Source organism: Streptococcus parapneumoniae, assembly GCF_037076355.1.
Lineage (GTDB): Bacteria > Bacillota > Bacilli > Lactobacillales > Streptococcaceae > Streptococcus > Streptococcus parapneumoniae.
The window spans coordinates 2,182,068-2,206,439 of record NZ_AP026968.1; the positions used below are offsets into that span (position 1 = coordinate 2,182,068).

Here is a 24,372-nt window from a genome sequence, read left to right on the forward strand (position 1 = left end):
CCAACATTCTTTCAATCACTATTCTAGCTAGTTTACGACTCGTCTAAACTTTGCTTATCTTAGCTGAGCAAGAATAGCTTTGAGTTTCTCAATCAACTCATCTTCTGTGTGGTCAGACTCTTTCTCATTGGCTAGGAAGGCAACTGCTTGAGCGAGTGCTTCTCGTGCTTGGTCGAGAACTTTCGCATCTACACTTGTAGAATCCAATTCTGCTTCAAGCTTGCTTAGTTCCTTGACTAATTTCTTGAGTTCTGACTCTTTCTTACGACGAGCGATGAGGAAGAGAAGGAGACCAAGGAGGGCAATTAGACTGCCAAGCATTACTACATATGAAAATTCAGTAGTTGTCTGACTATCGTATTTCATCTGATCTTTTTCTTGATTTTGCTGGTCTCCTTTCACACCTTTCAAGGAGTCTATTACCTCTCTCATTCTTCTAACAATATCACGCAAATCGAACCCTGTCAAACTTTCGTCATTAAGAGCTTGTTTAATCTCTGTAAGAAGAGCTTTAGCTGACTCAAGCGTTGTACTATCTATACCATCCAAGTCTTTCAAACGAGTTTCCAGTTCTTCAACCAATCGAGCAAGCTCAGACTTGTCAACAGGACGAGTCTCACTAGGAGTCACTGTATTACCTGTATTGCCTGAATTGTTTGGAGTCAAAGTAGAAACTGGAGTTTCTTGAGCTGGAGTGCTTGCTTGAGCCTGTCCAACAGTAGATGATGGAGTAGCAGGGGTGGTGTTGCTACTATCGTCTGTCGTCACACCAGGGACTGGAGTGTTACCACTATTATCTGGTGTCATACTGTCGCTATTATTAGGAGCAGGGTTGGTAGTACCGCCGTTGTTAGTGTTAGCACTGTCGTCGGTATTAGTACCGCTGTTGGTGTTAGCACTATTGTTAGTGTTACCATCATTACTTGGTACAGGAGTTGGTTCATTCTTAACTAAGTCTTTAGCTGGAATTGTCGCTGTGTTTGCTGGTTTGCCACCTGTTGCTGGAGTTGTTACTGTAGCGTTTCCGTTTTCGTCTACTACTACTGTTGAACCTGGGTTAACTTCTTTAACGTTTTCTTCGATTGCTTTCTTAGTAGCTTCATCTATTCCTTTAGCTGGGTCTACTAATACTTTATCTGCTGGTTTGTTTACGTTGTTTCCTGCTCCTGCTTGGCTTGCATCTGCTTCATTCTTAACTAAGTCTTTAGCTGGAATTGTCGCTGTATTTCCTGGTTTGTCTCCTGTTGCTGGAGTTGTTACTGTAGCGTTTCCGTTTTCGTCTACTACTACTGTTGAACCTGGGTTAACTTCTTTAACGTTTTCTTCGATTGCTTTCTTAGTAGCTTCATCTATTCCTTTAGCTGGGTCTACTAATACTTTATCTGCTGGTTTGTTTACGTTGTTTCCTGCTCCTGCTTGGCTTGCATCTGCTTCATTCTTAACTAAGTCTTTAGCTGGAATTGTCGCTGTGTTTGCTGGTTTGCCACCTGTTGCTGGAGTTGTTACTGTAGCGTTTCCGTTTTCGTCTACTACTACTGTTGAACCTGGGTTAACTTCTTTAACGTTTTCTTCGATTGCTTTCTTAGTAGCTTCATCTATTCCTTTAGCTGGGTCTACTAATACTTTATCTGCTGGTTTGTTTACGTTGTTTCCTGCTCCTGCTTGGCTTGCATCTGCTTCATTCTTAACTAAGTCTTTAGCTGGAATTGTCGCTGTGTTTGCTGGTTTGCCACCTGTTGCTGGAGTTGTTACTGTAGCGTTTCCGTTTTCGTCTACTACTACTGTTGAACCTGGGTTAACTTCTTTAACGTTTTCTTCGATTGCTTTCTTAGTAGCTTCATCTATTCCTTTAGCTGGGTCTACTAATACTTTATCTGCTGGTTTGTTTACGTTGTTTCCTGCTCCTGCTTGGCTTGCATCTGCTTCATTCTTAACTAAGTCTTTAGCTGGAATTGTCGCTGTATTTCCTGGTTTGTCTCCTGTTGCTGGAGTTGTTACTGTAGCGTTTCCGTTTTCGTCTACTACTACTGTTGAACCTGGGTTAACTTCTTTAACGTTTTCTTCGATTGCTTTCTTAGTAGCTTCATCTATTCCTTTAGCTGGGTCTACTAATACTTTATCTGCTGGTTTGTTTACGTTGTTTCCTGCTCCTGCTTGGCTTGCATCTGCTTCATTCTTAACTAAGTCTTTAGCTGGAATTGTCGCTGTATTTCCTGGTTTGTCTCCTGTTGCTGGAGTTGTTACTGTAGCGTTTCCGTTTTCGTCTACTACTACTGTTGAACCTGGGTTAACTTCTTTAACGTTTTCTTCGATTGCTTTCTTAGTAGCTTCATCTATTCCTTTAGCTGGGTCTACTAATACTTTATCTGCTGGTTTGTTTACGTTGTTTCCTGCTCCTGCTTGGCTTGCGTTATTAACTAACTCAGCTTTCGCTTCGTCTAACTTGCGTTGTGCTTCTGTAACCTTCGCTTGTGCATCTGATACTTCTGTTGCTGTTGCATCATCACCTTTATTTGCTACTGCTTGCGCTGCTGCTTGCGCTTGTGTTATATCATTTTGCGCTTCAGCTACTTTATTATTGTACGCTTTAACACTGTCTGGTGTTTTGTTTGTTGTATCTGCTCTATTGCTTAATGCACCTGCTTCTCTTGATAATTTCTCCTTAGCTGGCGTTGTTGCTGCATTGTTCAATGCTGTTGTTGCTTCTTCTAATTTAGTTTTAGCTTCGCCTACTTTTCTTAGTGCTTCTCTTACTTGATCCGCTGTCGCATTGTCGTTTCCGATTACTGTTTCCGCATTTTGCTTAGCTGTCTCTGCTTCTTGCTTAGCTGCTTCGTATGCTTCTACTTTGCTTTGTGGTTTATTCGCTGTGTCTGCATTTGCTGCTATCGCTTCTGCTAATTCATCTTTTGCTGTTGTTAAGCCTGATTTGTCTTCTTTTGCTACTAACAGATTCTTAGCTGCTTCTAATTTCGCTTGTGCTGCTTCTACTTTCGCTTTCGCATCTGCTACTTCTGCTTCTGTCGCGTTCTCACCTTTGTTTAATGCATTTTGCGCTGCTTCCTTAGCTTCAGTTACTGCTTGTTGAGCTTCTGCTTTTGCTGCATTGTATTTTTCTACACTTGCTGGTGTCATTCCGTCTGTTGATACTGGCGCGTCCAATCCTTCTTTTGCAGTTGTTAACTCTTGTTTTGCTTGCGCTGTTGCTGCTGTTGTTAATCCTGCTTCTGCTTCTGCTAACTTCTCTTTCGCTTTATTTACTTTCGTAATTTCTGCTTGGATGTCTTGTGCTGTTGCATTTTGATTGTCTAACACTGTTTGCGCTGCTTCTGATGCTTCTTTTGCTTTTTGTTTTGCATCATTGTACGCTGATACTGACTCTGGTGTCTTACCTGTTGTATCTACAGCCTTATTACGCTCTGTATCTAATCCATTCTTAGCTTCTCTTAATCCTGAATTATCTGACTTCGCTTCTAACAGATTCTTAGCTGCTTCTAATTTCGCTTGTGCTGCTTCTACTTTCGCTTTCGCATCTGCTACTTCTGCTTCTGTCGCGTTCTCACCTTTGTTTAATGCATTTTGCGCTGCTTCCTTAGCTTCAGTTACTGCTTGTTGAGCTTCTGCTTTTGCTGCATTGTATTTTTCTACACTTGCTGGTGTCATTCCGTCTGTTGATACTGGCGCGTCCAATCCTTCTTTTGCAGTTGTTAACTCTTGTTTTGCTTGCGCTGTTGCTGCTGTTGTTAATCCTGCTTCTGCTTCTGCTAACTTCTCTTTCGCTTTATTTACTTTCGTAATTTCTGCTTGGATGTCTTGTGCTGTTGCATTTTGATTGTCTAACACTGTTTGCGCTGCTTCTGATGCTTCTTTTGCTTTTTGTTTTGCATCATTGTACGCTGATACTGACTCTGGTGTCTTACCTGTTGTATCTACAGCCTTATTACGCTCTGTATCTAATCCATTCTTAGCTTCTCTTAATCCTGAATTATCTGACTTCGCTTCTAACAGATTCTTAGCTGCTTCTAATTTCGCTTGTGCTGCTTCTACTTTCGCTTTCGCATCTGCTACTTCTGCTTCTGTCGCGTTCTCACCTTTGTTTAATGCATTTTGCGCTGCTTCCTTAGCTTCAGTTACTGCTTGTTGAGCTTCTGCTTTTGCTGCATTGTATTTTTCTACACTTGCTGGTGTCATTCCGTCTGTTGATACTGGCGCGTCCAATCCTTCTTTTGCAGTTGTTAACTCTTGTTTTGCTTGCGCTGTTGCTGCTGTTGTTAATCCTGCTTCTGCTTCTGCTAACTTCTCTTTCGCTTTATTTACTTTCGTAATTTCTGCTTGGATGTCTTGTGCTGTTGCATTTTGATTGTCTAACACTGTTTGCGCTGCTTCTGATGCTTCTTTTGCTTTTTGTTTTGCATCATTGTACGCTGATACTGACTCTGGTGTCTTACCTGTTGTATCTACAGCCTTATTACGCTCTGTATCTAATCCATTCTTAGCTTCTCTTAATCCTGAATTATCTGACTTCGCTTCTAACAGATTCTTAGCTGCTTCTAATTTCGCTTGTGCTGCTTCTACTTTCGCTTTCGCATCTGCTACTTCTGCTTCTGTCGCGTTCTCACCTTTGTTTAATGCATTTTGCGCTGCTTCCTTAGCTTCAGTTACTGCTTGTTGAGCTTCTGCTTTTGCTGCATTGTATTTTTCTACACTTGCTGGTGTCATTCCGTCTGTTGATACTGGCGCGTCCAATCCTTCTTTTGCAGTTGTTAACTCTTGTTTTGCTTGCGCTGTTGCTGCTGTTGTTAATCCTGCTTCTGCTTCTGCTAACTTCTCTTTCGCTTTATTTACTTTCGTAATTTCTGCTTGGATGTCTTGTGCTGTTGCATTTTGATTGTCTAACACTGTTTGCGCTGCTTCTGATGCTTCTTTTGCTTTTTGTTTTGCATCATTGTACGCTGATACTGACTCTGGTGTCTTACCTGTTGTATCTACAGCCTTATTACGCTCTGTATCTAATCCATTCTTAGCTTCTCTTAATCCTGAATTATCTGACTTCGCTTCTAACAGATTCTTAGCTGCTTCTAATTTCGCTTGTGCTGCTTCTACTTTCGCTTTCGCATCTGCTACTTCTGCTTCTGTCGCGTTCTCACCTTTGTTTAATGCATTTTGCGCTGCTTCCTTAGCTTCAGTTACTGCTTGTTGAGCTTCTGCTTTTGCTGCATTGTATTTTTCTACACTTGCTGGTGTCATTCCGTCTGTTGATACTGGCGCGTCCAATCCTTCTTTTGCAGTTGTTAACTCTTGTTTTGCTTGCGCTGTTGCTGCTGTTGTTAATCCTGCTTCTGCTTCTGCTAACTTCTCTTTCGCTTTATTTACTTTCGTAATTTCTGCTTGGATGTCTTGTGCTGTTGCATTTTGATTGTCTAACACTGTTTGCGCTGCTTCTGATGCTTCTTTTGCTTTTTGTTTTGCATCATTGTACGCTGATACTGACTCTGGTGTCTTACCTGTTGTATCTACAGCCTTATTACGCTCTGTATCTAATCCATTCTTAGCTTCTCTTAATCCTGAATTATCTGACTTCGCTTCTAACAGATTCTTAGCTGCTTCTAATTTCGCTTGTGCTGCTTCTACTTTCGCTTTCGCATCTGCTACTTCTGCTTCTGTCGCGTTCTCACCTTTGTTTAATGCATTTTGCGCTGCTTCCTTAGCTTCAGTTACTGCTTGTTGAGCTTCTGCTTTTGCTGCATTGTATTTTTCTACACTTGCTGGTGTCATTCCGTCTGTTGATACTGGCGCGTCCAATCCTTCTTTTGCAGTTGTTAACTCTTGTTTTGCTTGCGCTGTTGCTGCTGTTGTTAATCCTGCTTCTGCTTCTGCTAACTTCTCTTTCGCTTTATTTACTTTCGTAATTTCTGCTTGGATGTCTTGTGCTGTTGCATTTTGATTGTCTAACACTGTTTGCGCTGCTTCTGATGCTTCTTTTGCTTTTTGTTTTGCATCATTGTACGCTGATACTGACTCTGGTGTCTTACCTGTTGTATCTACAGCCTTATTACGCTCTGTATCTAATCCATTCTTAGCTTCTCTTAATCCTGAATTATCTGACTTCGCTTCTAACAGATTCTTAGCTGCTTCTAATTTCGCTTGTGCTGCTTCTACTTTCGCTTTCGCATCTGCTACTTCTGCTTCTGTCGCGTTCTCACCTTTGTTTAATGCATTTTGCGCTGCTTCCTTAGCTTCAGTTACTGCTTGTTGAGCTTCTGCTTTTGCTGCATTGTATTTTTCTACACTTGCTGGTGTCATTCCGTCTGTTGATACTGGCGCGTCCAATCCTTCTTTTGCAGTTGTTAACTCTTGTTTTGCTTGCGCTGTTGCTGCTGTTGTTAATCCTGCTTCTGCTTCTGCTAACTTCTCTTTCGCTTTATTTACTTTCGTAATTTCTGCTTGGATGTCTTGTGCTGTTGCATTTTGATTGTCTAACACTGTTTGCGCTGCTTCTGATGCTTCTTTTGCTTTTTGTTTTGCATCATTGTACGCTGATACTGACTCTGGTGTCTTACCTGTTGTATCTACAGCCTTATTACGCTCTGTATCTAATCCATTCTTAGCTTCTCTTAATCCTGAATTATCTGACTTCGCTTCTAACAGATTCTTAGCTGCTTCTAATTTCGCTTGTGCTGCTTCTACTTTCGCTTTCGCATCTGCTACTTCTGCTTCTGTCGCGTTCTCACCTTTGTTTAATGCATTTTGCGCTGCTTCCTTAGCTTCAGTTACTGCTTGTTGAGCTTCTGCTTTTGCTGCATTGTATTTTTCTACACTTGCTGGTGTCATTCCGTCTGTTGATACTGGCGCGTCCAATCCTTCTTTTGCAGTTGTTAACTCTTGTTTTGCTTGCGCTGTTGCTGCTGTTGTTAATCCTGCTTCTGCTTCTGCTAACTTCTCTTTCGCTTTATTTACTTTCGTAATTTCTGCTTGGATGTCTTGTGCTGTTGCATTTTGATTGTCTAACACTGTTTGCGCTGCTTCTGATGCTTCTTTTGCTTTTTGTTTTGCATCATTGTACGCTGATACTGACTCTGGTGTCTTACCTGTTGTATCTACAGCCTTATTACGCTCTGTATCTAATCCATTCTTAGCTTCTCTTAATCCTGAATTATCTGACTTCGCTTCTAACAGATTCTTAGCTGCTTCTAATTTCGCTTGTGCTGCTTCTACTTTCGCTTTCGCATCTGCTACTTCTGCTTCTGTCGCGTTCTCACCTTTGTTTAATGCATTTTGCGCTGCTTCCTTAGCTTCAGTTACTGCTTGTTGAGCTTCTGCTTTTGCTGCATTGTATTTTTCTACACTTGCTGGTGTCATTCCGTCTGTTGATACTGGCGCGTCCAATCCTTCTTTTGCAGTTGTTAACTCTTGTTTTGCTTGCGCTGTTGCTGCTGTTGTTAATCCTGCTTCTGCTTCTGCTAACTTCTCTTTCGCTTTATTTACTTTCGTAATTTCTGCTTGGATGTCTTGTGCTGTTGCATTTTGATTGTCTAACACTGTTTGCGCTGCTTCTGATGCTTCTTTTGCTTTTTGTTTTGCATCATTGTACGCTGATACTGACTCTGGTGTCTTACCTGTTGTATCTACAGCCTTATTACGCTCTGTATCTAATCCATTCTTAGCTTCTCTTAATCCTGAATTATCTGACTTCGCTTCTAACAGATTCTTAGCTGCTTCTAATTTCGCTTGTGCTGCTTCTACTTTCGCTTTCGCATCTGCTACTTCTGCTTCTGTCGCGTTCTCACCTTTGTTTAATGCATTTTGCGCTGCTTCCTTAGCTTCAGTTACTGCTTGTTGAGCTTCTGCTTTTGCTGCATTGTATTTTTCTACACTTGCTGGTGTCATTCCGTCTGTTGATACTGGCGCGTCCAATCCTTCTTTTGCAGTTGTTAACTCTTGTTTTGCTTGCGCTGTTGCTGCTGTTGTTAATCCTGCTTCTGCTTCTGCTAACTTCTCTTTCGCTTTATTTACTTTCGTAATTTCTGCTTGGATGTCTTGTGCTGTTGCATTTTGATTGTCTAACACTGTTTGCGCTGCTTCTGATGCTTCTTTTGCTTTTTGTTTTGCATCATTGTACGCTGATACTGACTCTGGTGTCTTACCTGTTGTATCTACAGCCTTATTACGCTCTGTATCTAATCCATTCTTAGCTTCTCTTAATCCTGAATTATCTGACTTCGCTTCTAACAGATTCTTAGCTGCTTCTAATTTCGCTTGTGCTGCTTCTACTTTCGCTTTCGCATCTGCTACTTCTGCTTCTGTCGCGTTCTCACCTTTGTTTAATGCATTTTGCGCTGCTTCCTTAGCTTCAGTTACTGCTTGTTGAGCTTCTGCTTTTGCTGCATTGTATTTTTCTACACTTGCTGGTGTCATTCCGTCTGTTGATACTGGCGCGTCCAATCCTTCTTTTGCAGTTGTTAACTCTTGTTTTGCTTGCGCTGTTGCTGCTGTTGTTAATCCTGCTTCTGCTTCTGCTAACTTCTCTTTCGCTTTATTTACTTTCGTAATTTCTGCTTGGATGTCTTGTGCTGTTGCATTTTGATTGTCTAACACTGTTTGCGCTGCTTCTGATGCTTCTTTTGCTTTTTGTTTTGCATCATTGTACGCTGATACTGACTCTGGTGTCTTACCTGTTGTATCTACAGCCTTATTACGCTCTGTATCTAATCCATTCTTAGCTTCTCTTAATCCTGAATTATCTGACTTCGCTTCTAACAGATTCTTAGCTGCTTCTAATTTCGCTTGTGCTGCTTCTACTTTCGCTTTCGCATCTGCTACTTCTGCTTCTGTCGCGTTCTCACCTTTGTTTAATGCATTTTGCGCTGCTTCCTTAGCTTCAGTTACTGCTTGTTGAGCTTCTGCTTTTGCTGCATTGTATTTTTCTACACTTGCTGGTGTCATTCCGTCTGTTGATACTGGCGCGTCCAATCCTTCTTTTGCAGTTGTTAACTCTTGTTTTGCTTGCGCTGTTGCTGCTGTTGTTAATCCTGCTTCTGCTTCTGCTAACTTCTCTTTCGCTTTATTTACTTTCGTAATTTCTGCTTGGATGTCTTGTGCTGTTGCATTTTGATTGTCTAACACTGTTTGCGCTGCTTCTGATGCTTCTTTTGCTTTTTGTTTTGCATCATTGTACGCTGATACTGACTCTGGTGTCTTACCTGTTGTATCTACAGCCTTATTACGCTCTGTATCTAATCCATTCTTAGCTTCTCTTAATCCTGAATTATCTGACTTCGCTTCTAACAGATTCTTAGCTGCTTCTAATTTCGCTTGTGCTGCTTCTACTTTCGCTTTCGCATCTGCTACTTCTGCTTCTGTCGCGTTCTCACCTTTGTTTAATGCATTTTGCGCTGCTTCCTTAGCTTCAGTTACTGCTTGTTGAGCTTCTGCTTTTGCTGCATTGTATTTTTCTACACTTGCTGGTGTCATTCCGTCTGTTGATACTGGCGCGTCCAATCCTTCTTTTGCAGTTGTTAACTCTTGTTTTGCTTGCGCTGTTGCTGCTGTTGTTAATCCTGCTTCTGCTTCTGCTAACTTCTCTTTCGCTTTATTTACTTTCGTAATTTCTGCTTGGATGTCTTGTGCTGTTGCATTTTGATTGTCTAACACTGTTTGCGCTGCTTCTGATGCTTCTTTTGCTTTTTGTTTTGCATCATTGTACGCTGATACTGACTCTGGTGTCTTACCTGTTGTATCTACAGCCTTATTACGCTCTGTATCTAATCCATTCTTAGCTTCTCTTAATCCTGAATTATCTGACTTCGCTTCTAACAGATTCTTAGCTGCTTCTAATTTCGCTTGTGCTGCTTCTACTTTCGCTTTCGCATCTGCTACTTCTGCTTCTGTCGCGTTCTCACCTTTGTTTAATGCATTTTGCGCTGCTTCCTTAGCTTCAGTTACTGCTTGTTGAGCTTCTGCTTTTGCTGCATTGTATTTTTCTACACTTGCTGGTGTCATTCCGTCTGTTGATACTGGCGCGTCCAATCCTTCTTTTGCAGTTGTTAACTCTTGTTTTGCTTGCGCTGTTGCTGCTGTTGTTAATCCTGCTTCTGCTTCTGCTAACTTCTCTTTCGCTTTATTTACTTTCGTAATTTCTGCTTGGATGTCTTGTGCTGTTGCATTTTGATTGTCTAACACTGTTTGCGCTGCTTCTGATGCTTCTTTTGCTTTTTGTTTTGCATCATTGTACGCTGATACTGACTCTGGTGTCTTACCTGTTGTATCTACAGCCTTATTACGCTCTGTATCTAATCCATTCTTAGCTTCTCTTAATCCTGAATTATCTGACTTCGCTTCTAACAGATTCTTAGCTGCTTCTAATTTCGCTTGTGCTGCTTCTACTTTCGCTTTCGCATCTGCTACTTCTGCTTCTGTCGCGTTCTCACCTTTGTTTAATGCATTTTGCGCTGCTTCCTTAGCTTCAGTTACTGCTTGTTGAGCTTCTGCTTTTGCTGCATTGTATTTTTCTACACTTGCTGGTGTCATTCCGTCTGTTGATACTGGCGCGTCCAATCCTTCTTTTGCAGTTGTTAACTCTTGTTTTGCTTGCGCTGTTGCTGCTGTTGTTAATCCTGCTTCTGCTTCTGCTAACTTCTCTTTCGCTTTATTTACTTTCGTAATTTCTGCTTGGATGTCTTGTGCTGTTGCATTTTGATTGTCTAACACTGTTTGCGCTGCTTCTGATGCTTCTTTTGCTTTTTGTTTTGCATCATTGTACGCTGATACTGACTCTGGTGTCTTACCTGTTGTATCTACAGCCTTATTACGCTCTGTATCTAATCCATTCTTAGCTTCTCTTAATCCTGAATTATCTGACTTCGCTTCTAACAGATTCTTAGCTGCTTCTAATTTCGCTTGTGCTGCTTCTACTTTCGCTTTCGCATCTGCTACTTCTGCTTCTGTCGCGTTCTCACCTTTGTTTAATGCATTTTGCGCTGCTTCCTTAGCTTCAGTTACTGCTTGTTGAGCTTCTGCTTTTGCTGCATTGTATTTTTCTACACTTGCTGGTGTCATTCCGTCTGTTGATACTGGCGCGTCCAATCCTTCTTTTGCAGTTGTTAACTCTTGTTTTGCTTGCGCTGTTGCTGCTGTTGTTAATCCTGCTTCTGCTTCTGCTAACTTCTCTTTCGCTTTATTTACTTTCGTAATTTCTGCTTGGATGTCTTGTGCTGTTGCATTTTGATTGTCTAACACTGTTTGCGCTGCTTCTGATGCTTCTTTTGCTTTTTGTTTTGCATCATTGTACGCTGATACTGACTCTGGTGTCTTACCTGTTGTATCTACAGCCTTATTACGCTCTGTATCTAATCCATTCTTAGCTTCTCTTAATCCTGAATTATCTGACTTCGCTTCTAACAGATTCTTAGCTGCTTCTAATTTCGCTTGTGCTGCTTCTACTTTCGCTTTCGCATCTGCTACTTCTGCTTCTGTCGCGTTCTCACCTTTGTTTAATGCATTTTGCGCTGCTTCCTTAGCTTCAGTTACTGCTTGTTGAGCTTCTGCTTTTGCTGCATTGTATTTTTCTACACTTGCTGGTGTCATTCCGTCTGTTGATACTGGCGCGTCCAATCCTTCTTTTGCAGTTGTTAACTCTTGTTTTGCTTGCGCTGTTGCTGCTGTTGTTAATCCTGCTTCTGCTTCTGCTAACTTCTCTTTCGCTTTATTTACTTTCGTAATTTCTGCTTGGATGTCTTGTGCTGTTGCATTTTGATTGTCTAACACTGTTTGCGCTGCTTCTGATGCTTCTTTTGCTTTTTGTTTTGCATCATTGTACGCTGATACTGACTCTGGTGTCTTACCTGTTGTATCTACAGCCTTATTACGCTCTGTATCTAATCCATTCTTAGCTTCTCTTAATCCTGAATTATCTGACTTCGCTTCTAACAGATTCTTAGCTGCTTCTAATTTCGCTTGTGCTGCTTCTACTTTCGCTTTCGCATCTGCTACTTCTGCTTCTGTCGCGTTCTCACCTTTGTTTAATGCATTTTGCGCTGCTTCCTTAGCTTCAGTTACTGCTTGTTGAGCTTCTGCTTTTGCTGCATTGTATTTTTCTACACTTGCTGGTGTCATTCCGTCTGTTGATACTGGCGCGTCCAATCCTTCTTTTGCAGTTGTTAACTCTTGTTTTGCTTGCGCTGTTGCTGCTGTTGTTAATCCTGCTTCTGCTTCTGCTAACTTCTCTTTCGCTTTATTTACTTTCGTAATTTCTGCTTGGATGTCTTGTGCTGTTGCATTTTGATTGTCTAACACTGTTTGCGCTGCTTCTGATGCTTCTTTTGCTTTTTGTTTTGCATCATTGTACGCTGATACTGACTCTGGTGTCTTACCTGTTGTATCTACAGCCTTATTACGCTCTGTATCTAATCCATTCTTAGCTTCTCTTAATCCTGAATTATCTGACTTCGCTTCTAACAGATTCTTAGCTGCTTCTAATTTCGCTTGTGCTGCTTCTACTTTCGCTTTCGCATCTGCTACTTCTGCTTCTGTCGCGTTCTCACCTTTGTTTAATGCATTTTGCGCTGCTTCCTTAGCTTCAGTTACTGCTTGTTGAGCTTCTGCTTTTGCTGCATTGTATTTTTCTACACTTGCTGGTGTCATTCCGTCTGTTGATACTGGCGCGTCCAATCCTTCTTTTGCAGTTGTTAACTCTTGTTTTGCTTGCGCTGTTGCTGCTGTTGTTAATCCTGCTTCTGCTTCTGCTAACTTCTCTTTCGCTTTATTTACTTTCGTAATTTCTGCTTGGATGTCTTGTGCTGTTGCATTTTGATTGTCTAACACTGTTTGCGCTGCTTCTGATGCTTCTTTTGCTTTTTGTTTTGCATCATTGTACGCTGATACTGACTCTGGTGTCTTACCTGTTGTATCTACAGCCTTATTACGCTCTGTATCTAATCCATTCTTAGCTGTTGTTAATCCTGAATTGTCAACTGCCGTTACTTCATAAGGTACTCTAATTATCTCAGTACTTCTATCTGTATAGGTTACCACAACTTCAAGATTATAATTTCCTACAGTTGTTGGATATTTTGTTCCTTCTTTTAGTGCAGCTGATTGTTTATTAACTACATCTACCGCTGCAAGTAATTCTTCGTCTGTCGTTGATTCTCCAGGTTTTTTCGTGATTTTCGTCACTTCAAAGTCATGTGTAGGAATTGAGATAGACGTTGGTGTCTCTTGACTCTTAAGTTCTCCTTCTCCTTTAGTAGCTATTGCTGTTACTTGACGACTTCCGTCAACAGAGTTAGAGTTTAGGACTAAGTAATCTCCTTCTCTTGTTATTCCAGAGTTAGATGGTAGCGCCCAATTATTTTCTGAAGTAAGAGTATATTCTTCAATTCTATTTCCTTTTGGAATTGTTAACCTTACTTTATCCGCATCTGTCGGTAACTTAATGCGAGTTGTTCCGTTGTCCTTATTCTCATAAGTTAACTCTACAGGTTTTGGATTTGTTACTATAATTGTTACATTATACTCACCAGGTCTACTTGTATCCAATTGTTCTTTTTCTGTTACTTGAACTTTGTATATCTTTTTACCTACTGTATCGATATCCGGAGTTCGTTCCCATGTTGCCTTAAAATCACTTGGGAATTCTTTTTCTATATTTTTCTCAGTGTACTTAATACCTTTTTTGGCATCTTGTTTTAAAGCTTTTAATTCTGCACTTCCTTTTGGTTGCGTGATTGTTCTACCTTCGAAGTTTCTATGTTTTGCTACATAGATATTTTCTTTATCACTAACAGCATCAAAGACTGTCTGTGTTACTGATAATGGAACTGATGATGATCCTATAACTGATGTGTCATCAGTCTGGCGAAGATAACGATTTGCCGGTAAGTTATAGCTCCATTTTCCATTAATTGGTGTCACATCTTGACTTCCTCTTTCACCACGACCATCTTGGAAATGAATAGTTACCTTCGTTGCACTTAGAAGCGCTGTTCCACTAATTACACGATCCGTATCACTTAATTTGGCATCTGCTCCTTGTCCTTCAGTTGAATTAAATGTAGGCTTTGTTGGTTTCGCCACTAATGAATGAGAAATATCAATAGTAGAACCATCCGGGAAGTTAGCGACAACTGTTCTATCTTTATCGTTGTCTCTTCCTGCTGTGTAAGTCACATTTGCAGGAAGTTTATCATTTCCTTGGTTTGCTTCTCGAACTTTATCTGCAAAACGTGTTTTTGCTTCTTGTTTGAAATTATTACCTTCAAGATCATCATTACCAAAAGTCGCTTTTTCTGTTTCTGTTGGATATTTTAGCGAATCTCTGTAGAAGTCTGCCATAGTTTTAACAACAATGTTCTTCTCAATAACATTAGACTCTTCACCTGCAGCATCAATTGTAGATAATACAAGTGTATAATTTCCAGCTGGTATTCTGTTGTTCACAGCAGATACTGATGTACCTGGTCTATTAACAGACATATCTCTATCTCTAAATACACGAACTCGTAATTTTCCTACGTTTGAAGCAGCATAACCTACTGTTAAACCATTATCATCCTCAACGTCGCTTCCCTCAAAATATCCTTTAAGTTCATCAACAGTTGGTGCGGCAAATACATGATTATCCTTAAGTTTAGGTGTATCCGTTCCAACTTCTTTAGTTAGTTTGACTGTCGGTCTTGTATTTGTAGGAGTTTCTGAAAGAATCCAATTTAATTCAGCCTGACGATTGACATCAATTGGTTGATTAATCGCTCCTCCATTATATAAGTGTGCTCTGAATTTTACAGCCCCTCGCTCTGAACCGATTGTAAACGGTGAATTATATACACTATTATCTCTAACTTTTAGTGTAACTTTAGTCATAGCTTGATTATCTGGCTCTACTTCTGCTGTTAATTCAAGTTTATTAGTCGTAGCTGTGTCTGTTGCTAAAGTCCAATTATCTCCCACTTTCTTCAAGCCGATGTCTACTCCACCATTGTTTACTGAACCACCTATACGGATATATCCACCAGTTGTATCATGTGGTATGTGTACAGTTATAGTTCGACCAGCTTGAAGTGGGGTATCTACAGTAGCTCTACCCATTAGAACACCAACTCTAATTGGTTCTGAATCTACACCATTTTTAACTTGTACAACACTAATTTGTCTATCACTGTATTTCGCATTAAATCTAGAGGCTGTTTGTGTAAGCAATTCAGTTGGTGTTAATGTGTAATTCCAGCTACCATCTCTAGAAACATTAATTTCTTTCTCGTTACCATCTTGTAAAGTTAATTTTACTTTTTCGGCTCCTGCCATAGCTTGACCTGAAATAGTACGAGCAGTTGATAGAAGTCCAGAAACTGAAGAACGAGTTTCTAAATTATCAACACTCGGAGCTAGTGGTCGTGAAATTACCGTTACATCAACTTCTTCTGTTGAATTGTCTTGATAAGTTAATGTAGTTTTAACCACCTTTTTAGTTCCAGCCGCAACAGCGGTTTGTTGTTCCTTAGCAACAACTGTTCGTTTATTATTAGCTTCTACACCTTCAAATAATTGTTCATTAGTTGGTGTTCCGTTAGCTGAAATAACAACATTCGTCGTTCTCGGAGCTACATGCTCTGGTATAGGGAATGTAGCCGTTCTCGCTTGTGACTTCACCTCTCCTGTTCCTCTAGTAGCAGATGTTGTAATAGGAGTGTCTCTATTCACTTTTCTGTAATCAAACGTAAGCTTACCATCCCTAAAACTTACTCCATCCGGTAAGTCTCTTGTTGTCCAAGTATTACCTTGTTGTTTAGATACCGTTACTGTAGACATTACATTATTGTTATTTTTATAGTTTAATGTAACTTCTTCTGCGTCTGTCGGTAATGTAACTTCTACATCTCCGCTTTGACGTGTAGTACTAGTTGTTGCACTAGGTTGTTCAAACTTCGCTTTACTTTTTTCAGTAGTAGTTATTTTATTATCGTTTGATGCAATAACCGAAACTGGAGTACCATCCTCTACAGCACCTTTTGGAATGGATATTCTATGCTGATCAGAATAAGTATTTATTCCATTATGAGATGTCCATGTTCTACCGTTTTTCGTGTATTCTAATGTTGTTGACGTAGTACGCCCTGTAGGTGTATAAGTTAAACTCATACGCGTAGCATCTTCGGGAACACGGATTTCCACAGAACCATCAGCTTGAGCTGTATTTGTTAACCCTGTTAATCTTCCTAAAGCTTTAGTAGTAGCTGGAGTACTAAATTCTGATGTATCTGTTTTTTGTTTAACAGTTACTTCAGAACCTGCTTGTGCTGTATCTTGTTGAAGTTGAATTTCACCTAGACCATCAGTCTCATTTGTAATTGATACTGTAGCATCAGCATTCGCATTATCTTTATCCCAGTTTCCATTGTTTTTCGTAAATCCTACTGTTTTAGTAACTCCATTTGCATTAACATAAGTAAGTGTCACTTTTGTAGCCCCGCCTTGACCTACTTTCGCTTTCACTACTAAATCTTCTGAATTTTGAGAAATTTCCGGTGTTTGTGGAGCTTCTGTTGTACTTTGTACACTAGCGCTAAAATCAGATTCTACTTTTTGATTTGCATCGTTTGGCATATAAATCGTTTTTGCACGAATATTTCCAGAAAGTGGTAATGTGCCGTTTACTGTTACCGTAACATTATTTTTAACAGCTGTATAAGACTCGTTATCATCTTTCGCTACATTTACTGAACCAATCTCAGCATCACCATTGTATAATTTAACTGTTGTTCCTGGCGTAACATTATTAACTGTCACTGTTTGATTTCTCTTATTCGCTTTTCCAGCTAGAGATGCAACATCAACAGATGGTACTTTAGGTTTAGACACAAACGTAATTACATGGTCTTCTGAACGTTTATCTTGATAATCCTGGGCATCTTGAGAATTTGGATAGAAAACTCGAATTGTATCCTGACGTTTCCCTAGATAATTTGCTGTTTGATTACGTGTATCTCCTCCATATCCGGCAGTATATCCATTTTCTGTATTCGATTTCCAATAATATTTAACATTAGTGTTAAAGTTAGATCTTAAATATCCCCCAGTTGCACTGGTAGAAGCTGAGAAGTTGGTACCTACTGTTGTTTCATAAATACCATTCCCGTTCACAGTTGCGTGATAGACCGGTGTACTGATTGTTACATTTTTAACTTCATCTTTGGCTGCTCCGTTTCCATCTGTTACATGGTAGGTAACTTTCACTACTCCTGTTTTATCAAGACCTTCAGTTGCTGTATTTGGTTGGCTTTCCCAAGTTACATCTGCTGCTGATGGTTTCGTAACATTTTGATTATTATTTTTAAATTGAATATAAGTTTCTGGATTTCCTCCATCTTGTAATGTTTTACCTTTAACTTGAGGAAACTTAGTTTGCTTAGCTTCTACTTTTGGAAGAACTTCATAACGCAAGTAGTAAGTAGCTGTATTATTTGATGCATCTTTTACGGTAATTTGAGCTGTATGTTGTCCTACCTCTTGCGTATCTGCAACATTCCCACTAAATGTCGAACCACTATATTTACTATTTTCTTTGGCATTTGTTTGACTTTGGAACTGATCTCCAAAATTCTGTTTAGTAATTCCAGCAGGGATATCTGTTATATCCAACTCCTTGACACCACCTATATTATCCCAAACCTTCAGTTTCGGTGCAAATGCACTTCCTTGTACAACCTTGTATATCGGAGTTGTAGCATCATTTGCAGTAGTTGGAAGAACAGTGTCACCTAAACTCACCTTCGGTGCTGTTTTATCTCCTTTTACTATTACGTTAGTATTTGTTGAGTCTAAACTTTGTCCTTCTTCACGTTGACTAACTCCAACTGGATAGCCCTCTCTACTCGTCCCGTATGGAATATGGATTGTCCCTGTTCCATCTGAGTTAGTCGAAATAGTTATATTGTTATTGTTTTGTGAAGCTTTGACCCATGAATTTCCTACTTTAGTGAATGTTTCCTGAGCACCAAAGACATTCGGAGGGAAATAAGTAACTATCGCCCTATTAGCCGTACCTTGTCCAACTTTGGCAGTAACCTCTAAAGTATCTGGATCTTGACTTACTTCCGCTTTTATTGGGTATTGTGTTATTGGATTAGTTGCGTGTATTTCATCAGTACTCAAAGTAGAAACTAGGTTTTCATCTATTCTTCCTGTTGTTTTATCTACCAACGCAACAATAGCTCTAATTGGTTGAGTTCCTAATTTATCCACCTTATCCTTATAGGTAGTAGGATCGAATATAGCTTTATGATCCCCATCTCTCGGTATTGTTTCTGCTATAATTTCATAACCTTCTGCTTTAGGAACAACAGCATTCTCATTATTACGTCCACCTCTAACTAAAAAGACTCTCCATTGTTTGCCCTGCTGCACTTTACCATTACTAACACCCACATCTTTTACTGTTATAATAATAGGCGGTTTGACTGTTTTTAGATTCTCTTGAGCTTTTCTTTCCAAGTCTTGTGAGGTTGTTTCAAAAGATGGGGCCGCTGGCGGATAATTAATACGCGTGGTAAATGTTTTCTCTACTCCACTATTAGATACTGCTTTAAATACAAGTCTATAAGAACCTTGAAGATTTGCCGCCGGCACATCTACATTTATCCCTTTTCTTGTGCTACTAGACGCGCTAGGCGGTTGGCTTGTCCTGAATCCAGGTAAGTTGTCTGGATTGTCCACTGTTACAGTTCTAATTCCATCTGGAGACTCAGCTATAAATGCGTGTTTTAAAACGTCGGTTCTTGGATTGTCTTTTTCTGAAAATTCAGTTATTGGTTTTCTATCGATTCTATCAGAAGTAGTGATATAGCCAGTAGTTCCCACTCTTAGTCCATCTACTTTTTTATCAGAAGAAGGATCAGAATAAACTCCTTCAACATTTCTATTTGAACGGTCTAACCAGCTTCCTGCCACTTTTTGTTTCACATAATAAGTCCCGGCTTGAAGCTTAACGTTTGTAAACGTAACTTCATTTCCTTGACTACCAGCTGTAACTCTAGATACAAGTGAATCAGCTTGATTATTTATTCCTTTTTTATATAATTCTACCTCGCTATTTGGTTCGATATTTCTCGCTGTAACATTAAGTGTTTGTCCTAGTTTTGATTCTATGTCTGTTGTTATTTCAGGTTTTTTAGGTTTTGTTACAAAATGGATTTCTCCTTCATTAGAAGAATTATCATTATACGAAACTTTATACTTATAAGTATGAACCCCTGCTGTAGATATAGCATCTAAAGTTACTTCTTCTCTAGTAAGTTCACTATCCCCTTTGTACCATCTAATGCTTTGTCCATTTTGCTGTGCTTCCTGTTTAGTTGTTTCTTTATCTAACTTCTGATCCCCTTCGTTATAATAGTCCCCATAAGATTGACCATCTATATCGAAAGCATGGTCAGAACCATTGATGCCCCCTTCCGTCAAAACTCCTTTAACATTTGGATTTAACGGATCATCTTGATATTTTTCATAAGCATAAGCAGTGCTGCCATTTTTCTCATTAACTTTTCTTCCTTCTACAGGGAATCTAGACGTATAATATGCCGTATTTCGTTCAACTTGATAGTACCCATTACCTTGAAGACGATAGATATTTTTATCAGCGAATCCTTTTTCACTATCAACTCTAGCATGCACTATACTTCCGAAATAAGTTTTTTCTGCATTTTTAATACCTTTTAGCACAGATAAATAATCTAATTTATTTAAATCGTTATTACCTGTCGTTTCGAAGTTGATTCTATAACTCGTATTCCCTGCTATTCTACCGTAATAAGTTACTCCATTAGAATCTTTAATTTTCTTTAGTTTCTGATCTCCTAACTCTCTTTCTACTCTTGATTGCAAGTCTGAGTTAGCTGGTACAGTTTCGCTATCCCCTCTACTGTGGAATGCATCTGGTTGTGCATTTCGGATTGCTAATCCGCTTCTATAAAAGTCATCTACATTTCCTACTAAATAATAATTAGGACTTCCTGGAGTTCCTACTCTACTAGCATTCGTATTTCCTGGAGTTCCCTTCACTACATCTTTAGCTCCAGCAGCACTTAATGATCCAGTAATCATATCTTGATTATTTCCTCTACCCTGGGTTGAATTCGAAGTTGTTCCAGCATTATCGGTTTTAGTTACTGTTACTGTATCTTGTTTAATGTTTTGACCATTAGGTACCGTAAACATGAAACTAACCCCATCTAAATCATTTCTTCCAGGGTTAATCTCAATATTCCATCTAAACCCATTGTTTGTTGCGGTTACCGTTTCTTTCAAATACCCTTGTAGTCTATTAATTTTATCTGGATTTCCACCACCTCTGATAGCGCGTTCATTAAAGAATGCATAAGTGTATCGGCTATATGGGCTTGCAGGGTCTTGCCCTCTATCAAAGTAGTACCTAAATTTATTATTATATATTCCAACACTATCTACCGAGCGAGCTGTCCTGTTCGAACGTGGTTGGATGGTTGTTGGTTCTGTATCTGAAGATTGCTCATGTTCGATGTCATCTTCATCATCATCAAGTGAATAACCAGACTCATTCCTCTTAGAAACCCGTGGTTCAAGGGGATTTGAAACAACCGCTCCATTAGCCTCTTTTTCAGCAAGAACTCCTTCGATAAGTTCACGTGATTTTTTCAGATCTGCTAAGGCCGCATCAAAATCTGATTGACTGATAGTGTCTCCTTTAGAGAAGGCTTCATTGAACTTATCAACGGCTGCCTTGGCTGCTTGGATTTTATCTTCCGACGCATTGTTAGCTCGGAGTTGATTAGTGATAAACTCTAACTCTTTTTTTAGGTCATAAACACCATTTTTACCTTCTGTGTTGGTGTAGGTTGGGAGTGCCTGTGGAGTAGCTTGAGAGCTAGAGCTAGCTCCAGGAGTAGTTGCGTTCCCTCCAGCAGATGAAGCGTCTTGGGTTGCAGCTGGTGCTGTCGCGCTCAAGCCTCCTCCTCTACGACGCTTCCCTCCGGTTGGTTGCTCGGTCACAGCTCCGTCTGGAGTAGCGAGTCCGGTAGAAGTTATACCTGTAGATGTGAGGTCTGTAGATGCTAGACCTGCTTTTTCCAAGATTGTTGGATTTTCTAGGGCAGGCGTCAAGGCTTGGTTGACACGGCTGATTAGGGCTTCCATAGCCCTTGTTTGCTCGTCAACTTGCGCTTGTGTCGCTTTAGGGTCGCTCAAAACTGCATTAGCTGCTGCTAGACCCGCTTCCACTTCATCGTGGAGAGCCTTCATAGAGTCTAGGGTTAGGTTTGCCAACAAAGCTTGCAGATTCCCTTGAGTCGATTTGGCTGCCTCTGTATTAGCAACAGCAGCTGGCTGTTCTTGCTCTTTTTCTCCCTCTGCTTGAGGCTTCTCTTGAGCAGACTCTGGCTGGCTAGAGTTAGAGTCTACCTCAGCAGGCTTAGACACAGCTTTCCCTTGTTCAGCTTCTTCAGCCGGCGCCTCTTGTGCTTTTAGCTCATCAGCTGGTTTAAGTTCAGCTGGCTGGTCAGTCAGAGCTTGCTTGGAGTCTTCCTCATCCGAGGTTCCTGGAACCCCATCTGCATTGCCATCAGAACCTGCCGTAACGACATCACTTGCCGTAACTGGAGTAATTGTCTCACTCGCTGCCACAGCTCCGTTGGCAAAAAACATCAGAGCCGCTACCGCAACACTGGCAGCACCAAAGTGGTACTTACGAATGGAATAACGGAAGACCTTTTCCCCGTTATCATCACGATATGATTTTTTCATGATTGAATTACCTCTCGTTTTTTCCTTTCTGGAGGTACTAAAAAATACCCCCCCCTTAAATATTTTAGTATTTAAGGAAAGGATATGTTTTTTTCTTTTTGTTCCCAGGCTTGTCAAAAGACAAGTTTTGAGACAGTATTATTATATACTATTTTCGCAAATTTGAACAGCAAAATGCTAAATTTTTATTTGAAAAAAGACAGTAAAAAATCACTTCCTGTGCTATACTGTAATTGAATTTTTTTAGTTTTAGCGTTAGAACTGTTTCCTCAGTCCTATCGCCTTTTCTTTTTGATAAGTCTGTTTGGTGGAGAGTAGTTTGTAAATGATTCTGAGAATCTTATGAGCACAAGCAATAATCGCCTTCATCTTGCTTCCTCTTTGGGAAATTCGATTGTAAAAAGAAGAAAAAGCTGGATCCTTAGAATGTGCTACAATTAATCCCGACATGGTCAGAGCCTGTTTGATATATCGATTTCCTTGCGTAATGTGTGAGGATTTTTTAATGCCAGCACTCTCATAAGATCCTGGGCATAGTCCAGCCCAGGATGCTAAGTGTGCATCGGATGGAAAGGCTGTAACAGTTAGTCCAATCTCAGCTAGAATAGTGGCAGCACAGTTTTCATTCACACCAGGAATGGTTTGAAGTATCCTATTTTCCTCAGGGAAACTCCTTTTCGATGTAGTGTTGAATCTCATCGGTCAATTTTTCAATGAGTTCCTGATACATCTGATATTCCTCTAAGCTCTGGTCTAAGAGGAAGCGATCTTCTAGTGACAACTTTCCTTCCATCGCTTCAACAAGTTCTTCTGGACTTGCTTTCACTCGCTTTTGGATACAAGGGATAACAGATTCTACAGTAATGCTTTCTCCGTTAATAAATAATTTTAAAAGTGATCGCCCTGTCTTAGAAAAAATATCAGAAAGATAACTTGTTAGCTTGATATTAGCCCGTTGTAAGAGATTGTGAATTTCATTTTTGACTTGAGTTTGACGCTGCTTGTAAGAACGCATGCGACGTGTCAGTAAACGAAGCTGTACTACTTCAGGAGCAGGGATATAGGAAGGTTCAATTAGTCCGCAACGGCCGAGTTGAGCAATCCATTCGGCATCTTTCATGTCTGTTTTTCGACCAGGCACATTCTTGATATGTTGAGGATTAGCAAGTACCAAGACGAGATTAGAATCTGAAAAGATATTAAAGAGAGGGAGCCAATATTGCCCAGTACTTTCAAAAAAGACATGTGTGACATGGTTTTCCACCAACCAATCTAAGGCATTGTGAAGAGCTACAGTAGTTGTCCCAAATTTCTTCTGAATTTTCTTTGGCTTATTAGTATCTAGTGGATCATCTAGAATACAACAAACAATAGATTTTTGGTGGACATCAATACCACAACACGTTTCAATCATGACTTCCATTATAAAAACCTCCTGTTAACTATTTGAACAATAGAACAAGAGGCTACTAGTAAGATATTTTTATGCTCAAGGCATATTCGAGTTATCTCATGACTCTTGTTCATCCAGTTTTTTTAACAGGCTAGGAAAAGCCCTATTAGACACCACGGATTTGTATTGTTCATCTTCATTATAAGCTAAACTTCTTTTTCTGTCATGAGTTAGCAGGCTCTGCCTGCTTAGAGTTTTTTTAGTCCTTATTTGTGATGGTCTTTCAATAGCGCCTCAAACTCAGCCACAGTCATACCCAACTGCTGACTGGCAACCTCAGATAGCAGCAGACCTTGGCGAACGAGATTTACTAGACCTACTTTTAATCCCTCTTCAATGCCTTCCGCTCTAGCTGTTTCCAAGGCATAGTCCTGCGCTAACAAGGCCTGTTCTTCTCGCATACGTAGTTGGCTAAACATCTTCCTGTCCTCCTCGGACCAGCTCTTGTAGTCTAGCAGTTGGTCTGCTTGGCTGATGGCTCGCTCGGGTTGCTGGGTAAAGGGCTTATTCCCGAAAAACTCCAACCATGGTTTACGAACCTTGTCTTTGCTGGTTTCTCTGTATTTTTTTAGTTCCAAGAATGCCATCTTGACTAGATGGTTTTCTTGTCCATTGTTTGTGATGGTTAAGACCTCACCTGTCGTGTCCTCTCGCATGCTGAAACTGTGGAAGGCCAAATCATCTGAAAAGTAATTGCTGTCCACGATTGCGATAGCGTATACTGGTGCGATATGCTTGTAACTCTGGTGTGTATCATCTTCTCGTTGGCGAATTTTTTCTAGGTTTTGATTAACCTGACTACATAGGTAAGCCCATAGGCGATTGATGAAAAAATTCTGATGATGAACCTGAATCTCAATAATAACTTGCGTACCATTATCCAACTCCGCCAAGACATCTATGCTAGTGTAGAAATCTTGGGCTGAATAAGGCAGGGAAGGTAGTACATGAATATTGCTCCCCTCCAAAATGGTTACATTTTTGGCAGGCAAGTCCAACATATCGCGGATAAACTGACAAGTGATTTCTGGGTTGCTAAAGATTTTCTTAGCAACCAAATCATTGGTCGGGCTAATGCCCGGATGTCTTAAAGTCATCCATTTCCTCCTTCTATTATACCATATTTTTAAATCTAATTTTGCTAGATTCGA

The 24,372-nt window shown here is 40.1% G+C and carries 4 protein-coding genes; all 4 read right to left on the reverse strand.

Going from position 1 to position 24,372, the window contains the following annotated elements; all coding sequences use genetic code 11:
- Positions 1–54: 54 nt before the first annotated feature.
- The 4 genes from SP4011_RS10860 to SP4011_RS10870 all read right to left on the reverse strand — a co-directional run bounded on the left by SP4011_RS10860 (position 55) and on the right by SP4011_RS10870 (position 24,318).
- Complete coding sequence (locus tag SP4011_RS10860; RefSeq protein ID WP_338619318.1) at positions 55–21,768, reverse strand: YSIRK-type signal peptide-containing protein; 21,714 nt, start codon at positions 21,766–21,768, stop codon at positions 55–57.
- Between the two features lie 255 nt (positions 21,769–22,023).
- Complete coding sequence (locus SP4011_RS11470; RefSeq protein WP_119942462.1) at positions 22,024–22,467, reverse strand: transposase; 444 nt, start codon at positions 22,465–22,467, stop codon at positions 22,024–22,026.
- On the reverse strand, positions 22,430–23,191 hold the full coding sequence (locus SP4011_RS10865) for an IS110 family transposase (protein WP_173218789.1): 762 nt from the start codon (positions 23,189–23,191) through the stop codon (positions 22,430–22,432). Before SP4011_RS10865 ends, SP4011_RS11470 begins: the two co-directional genes overlap by 38 nt.
- 236 nt (positions 23,192–23,427) lie before the next feature.
- Positions 23,428–24,318 (reverse strand): Rpn family recombination-promoting nuclease/putative transposase, encoded by an 891-nt coding sequence (locus SP4011_RS10870; RefSeq protein WP_138703865.1) that lies wholly within the window; start codon positions 24,316–24,318, stop codon positions 23,428–23,430.
- Positions 24,319–24,372: the final 54 nt, after the last annotated feature.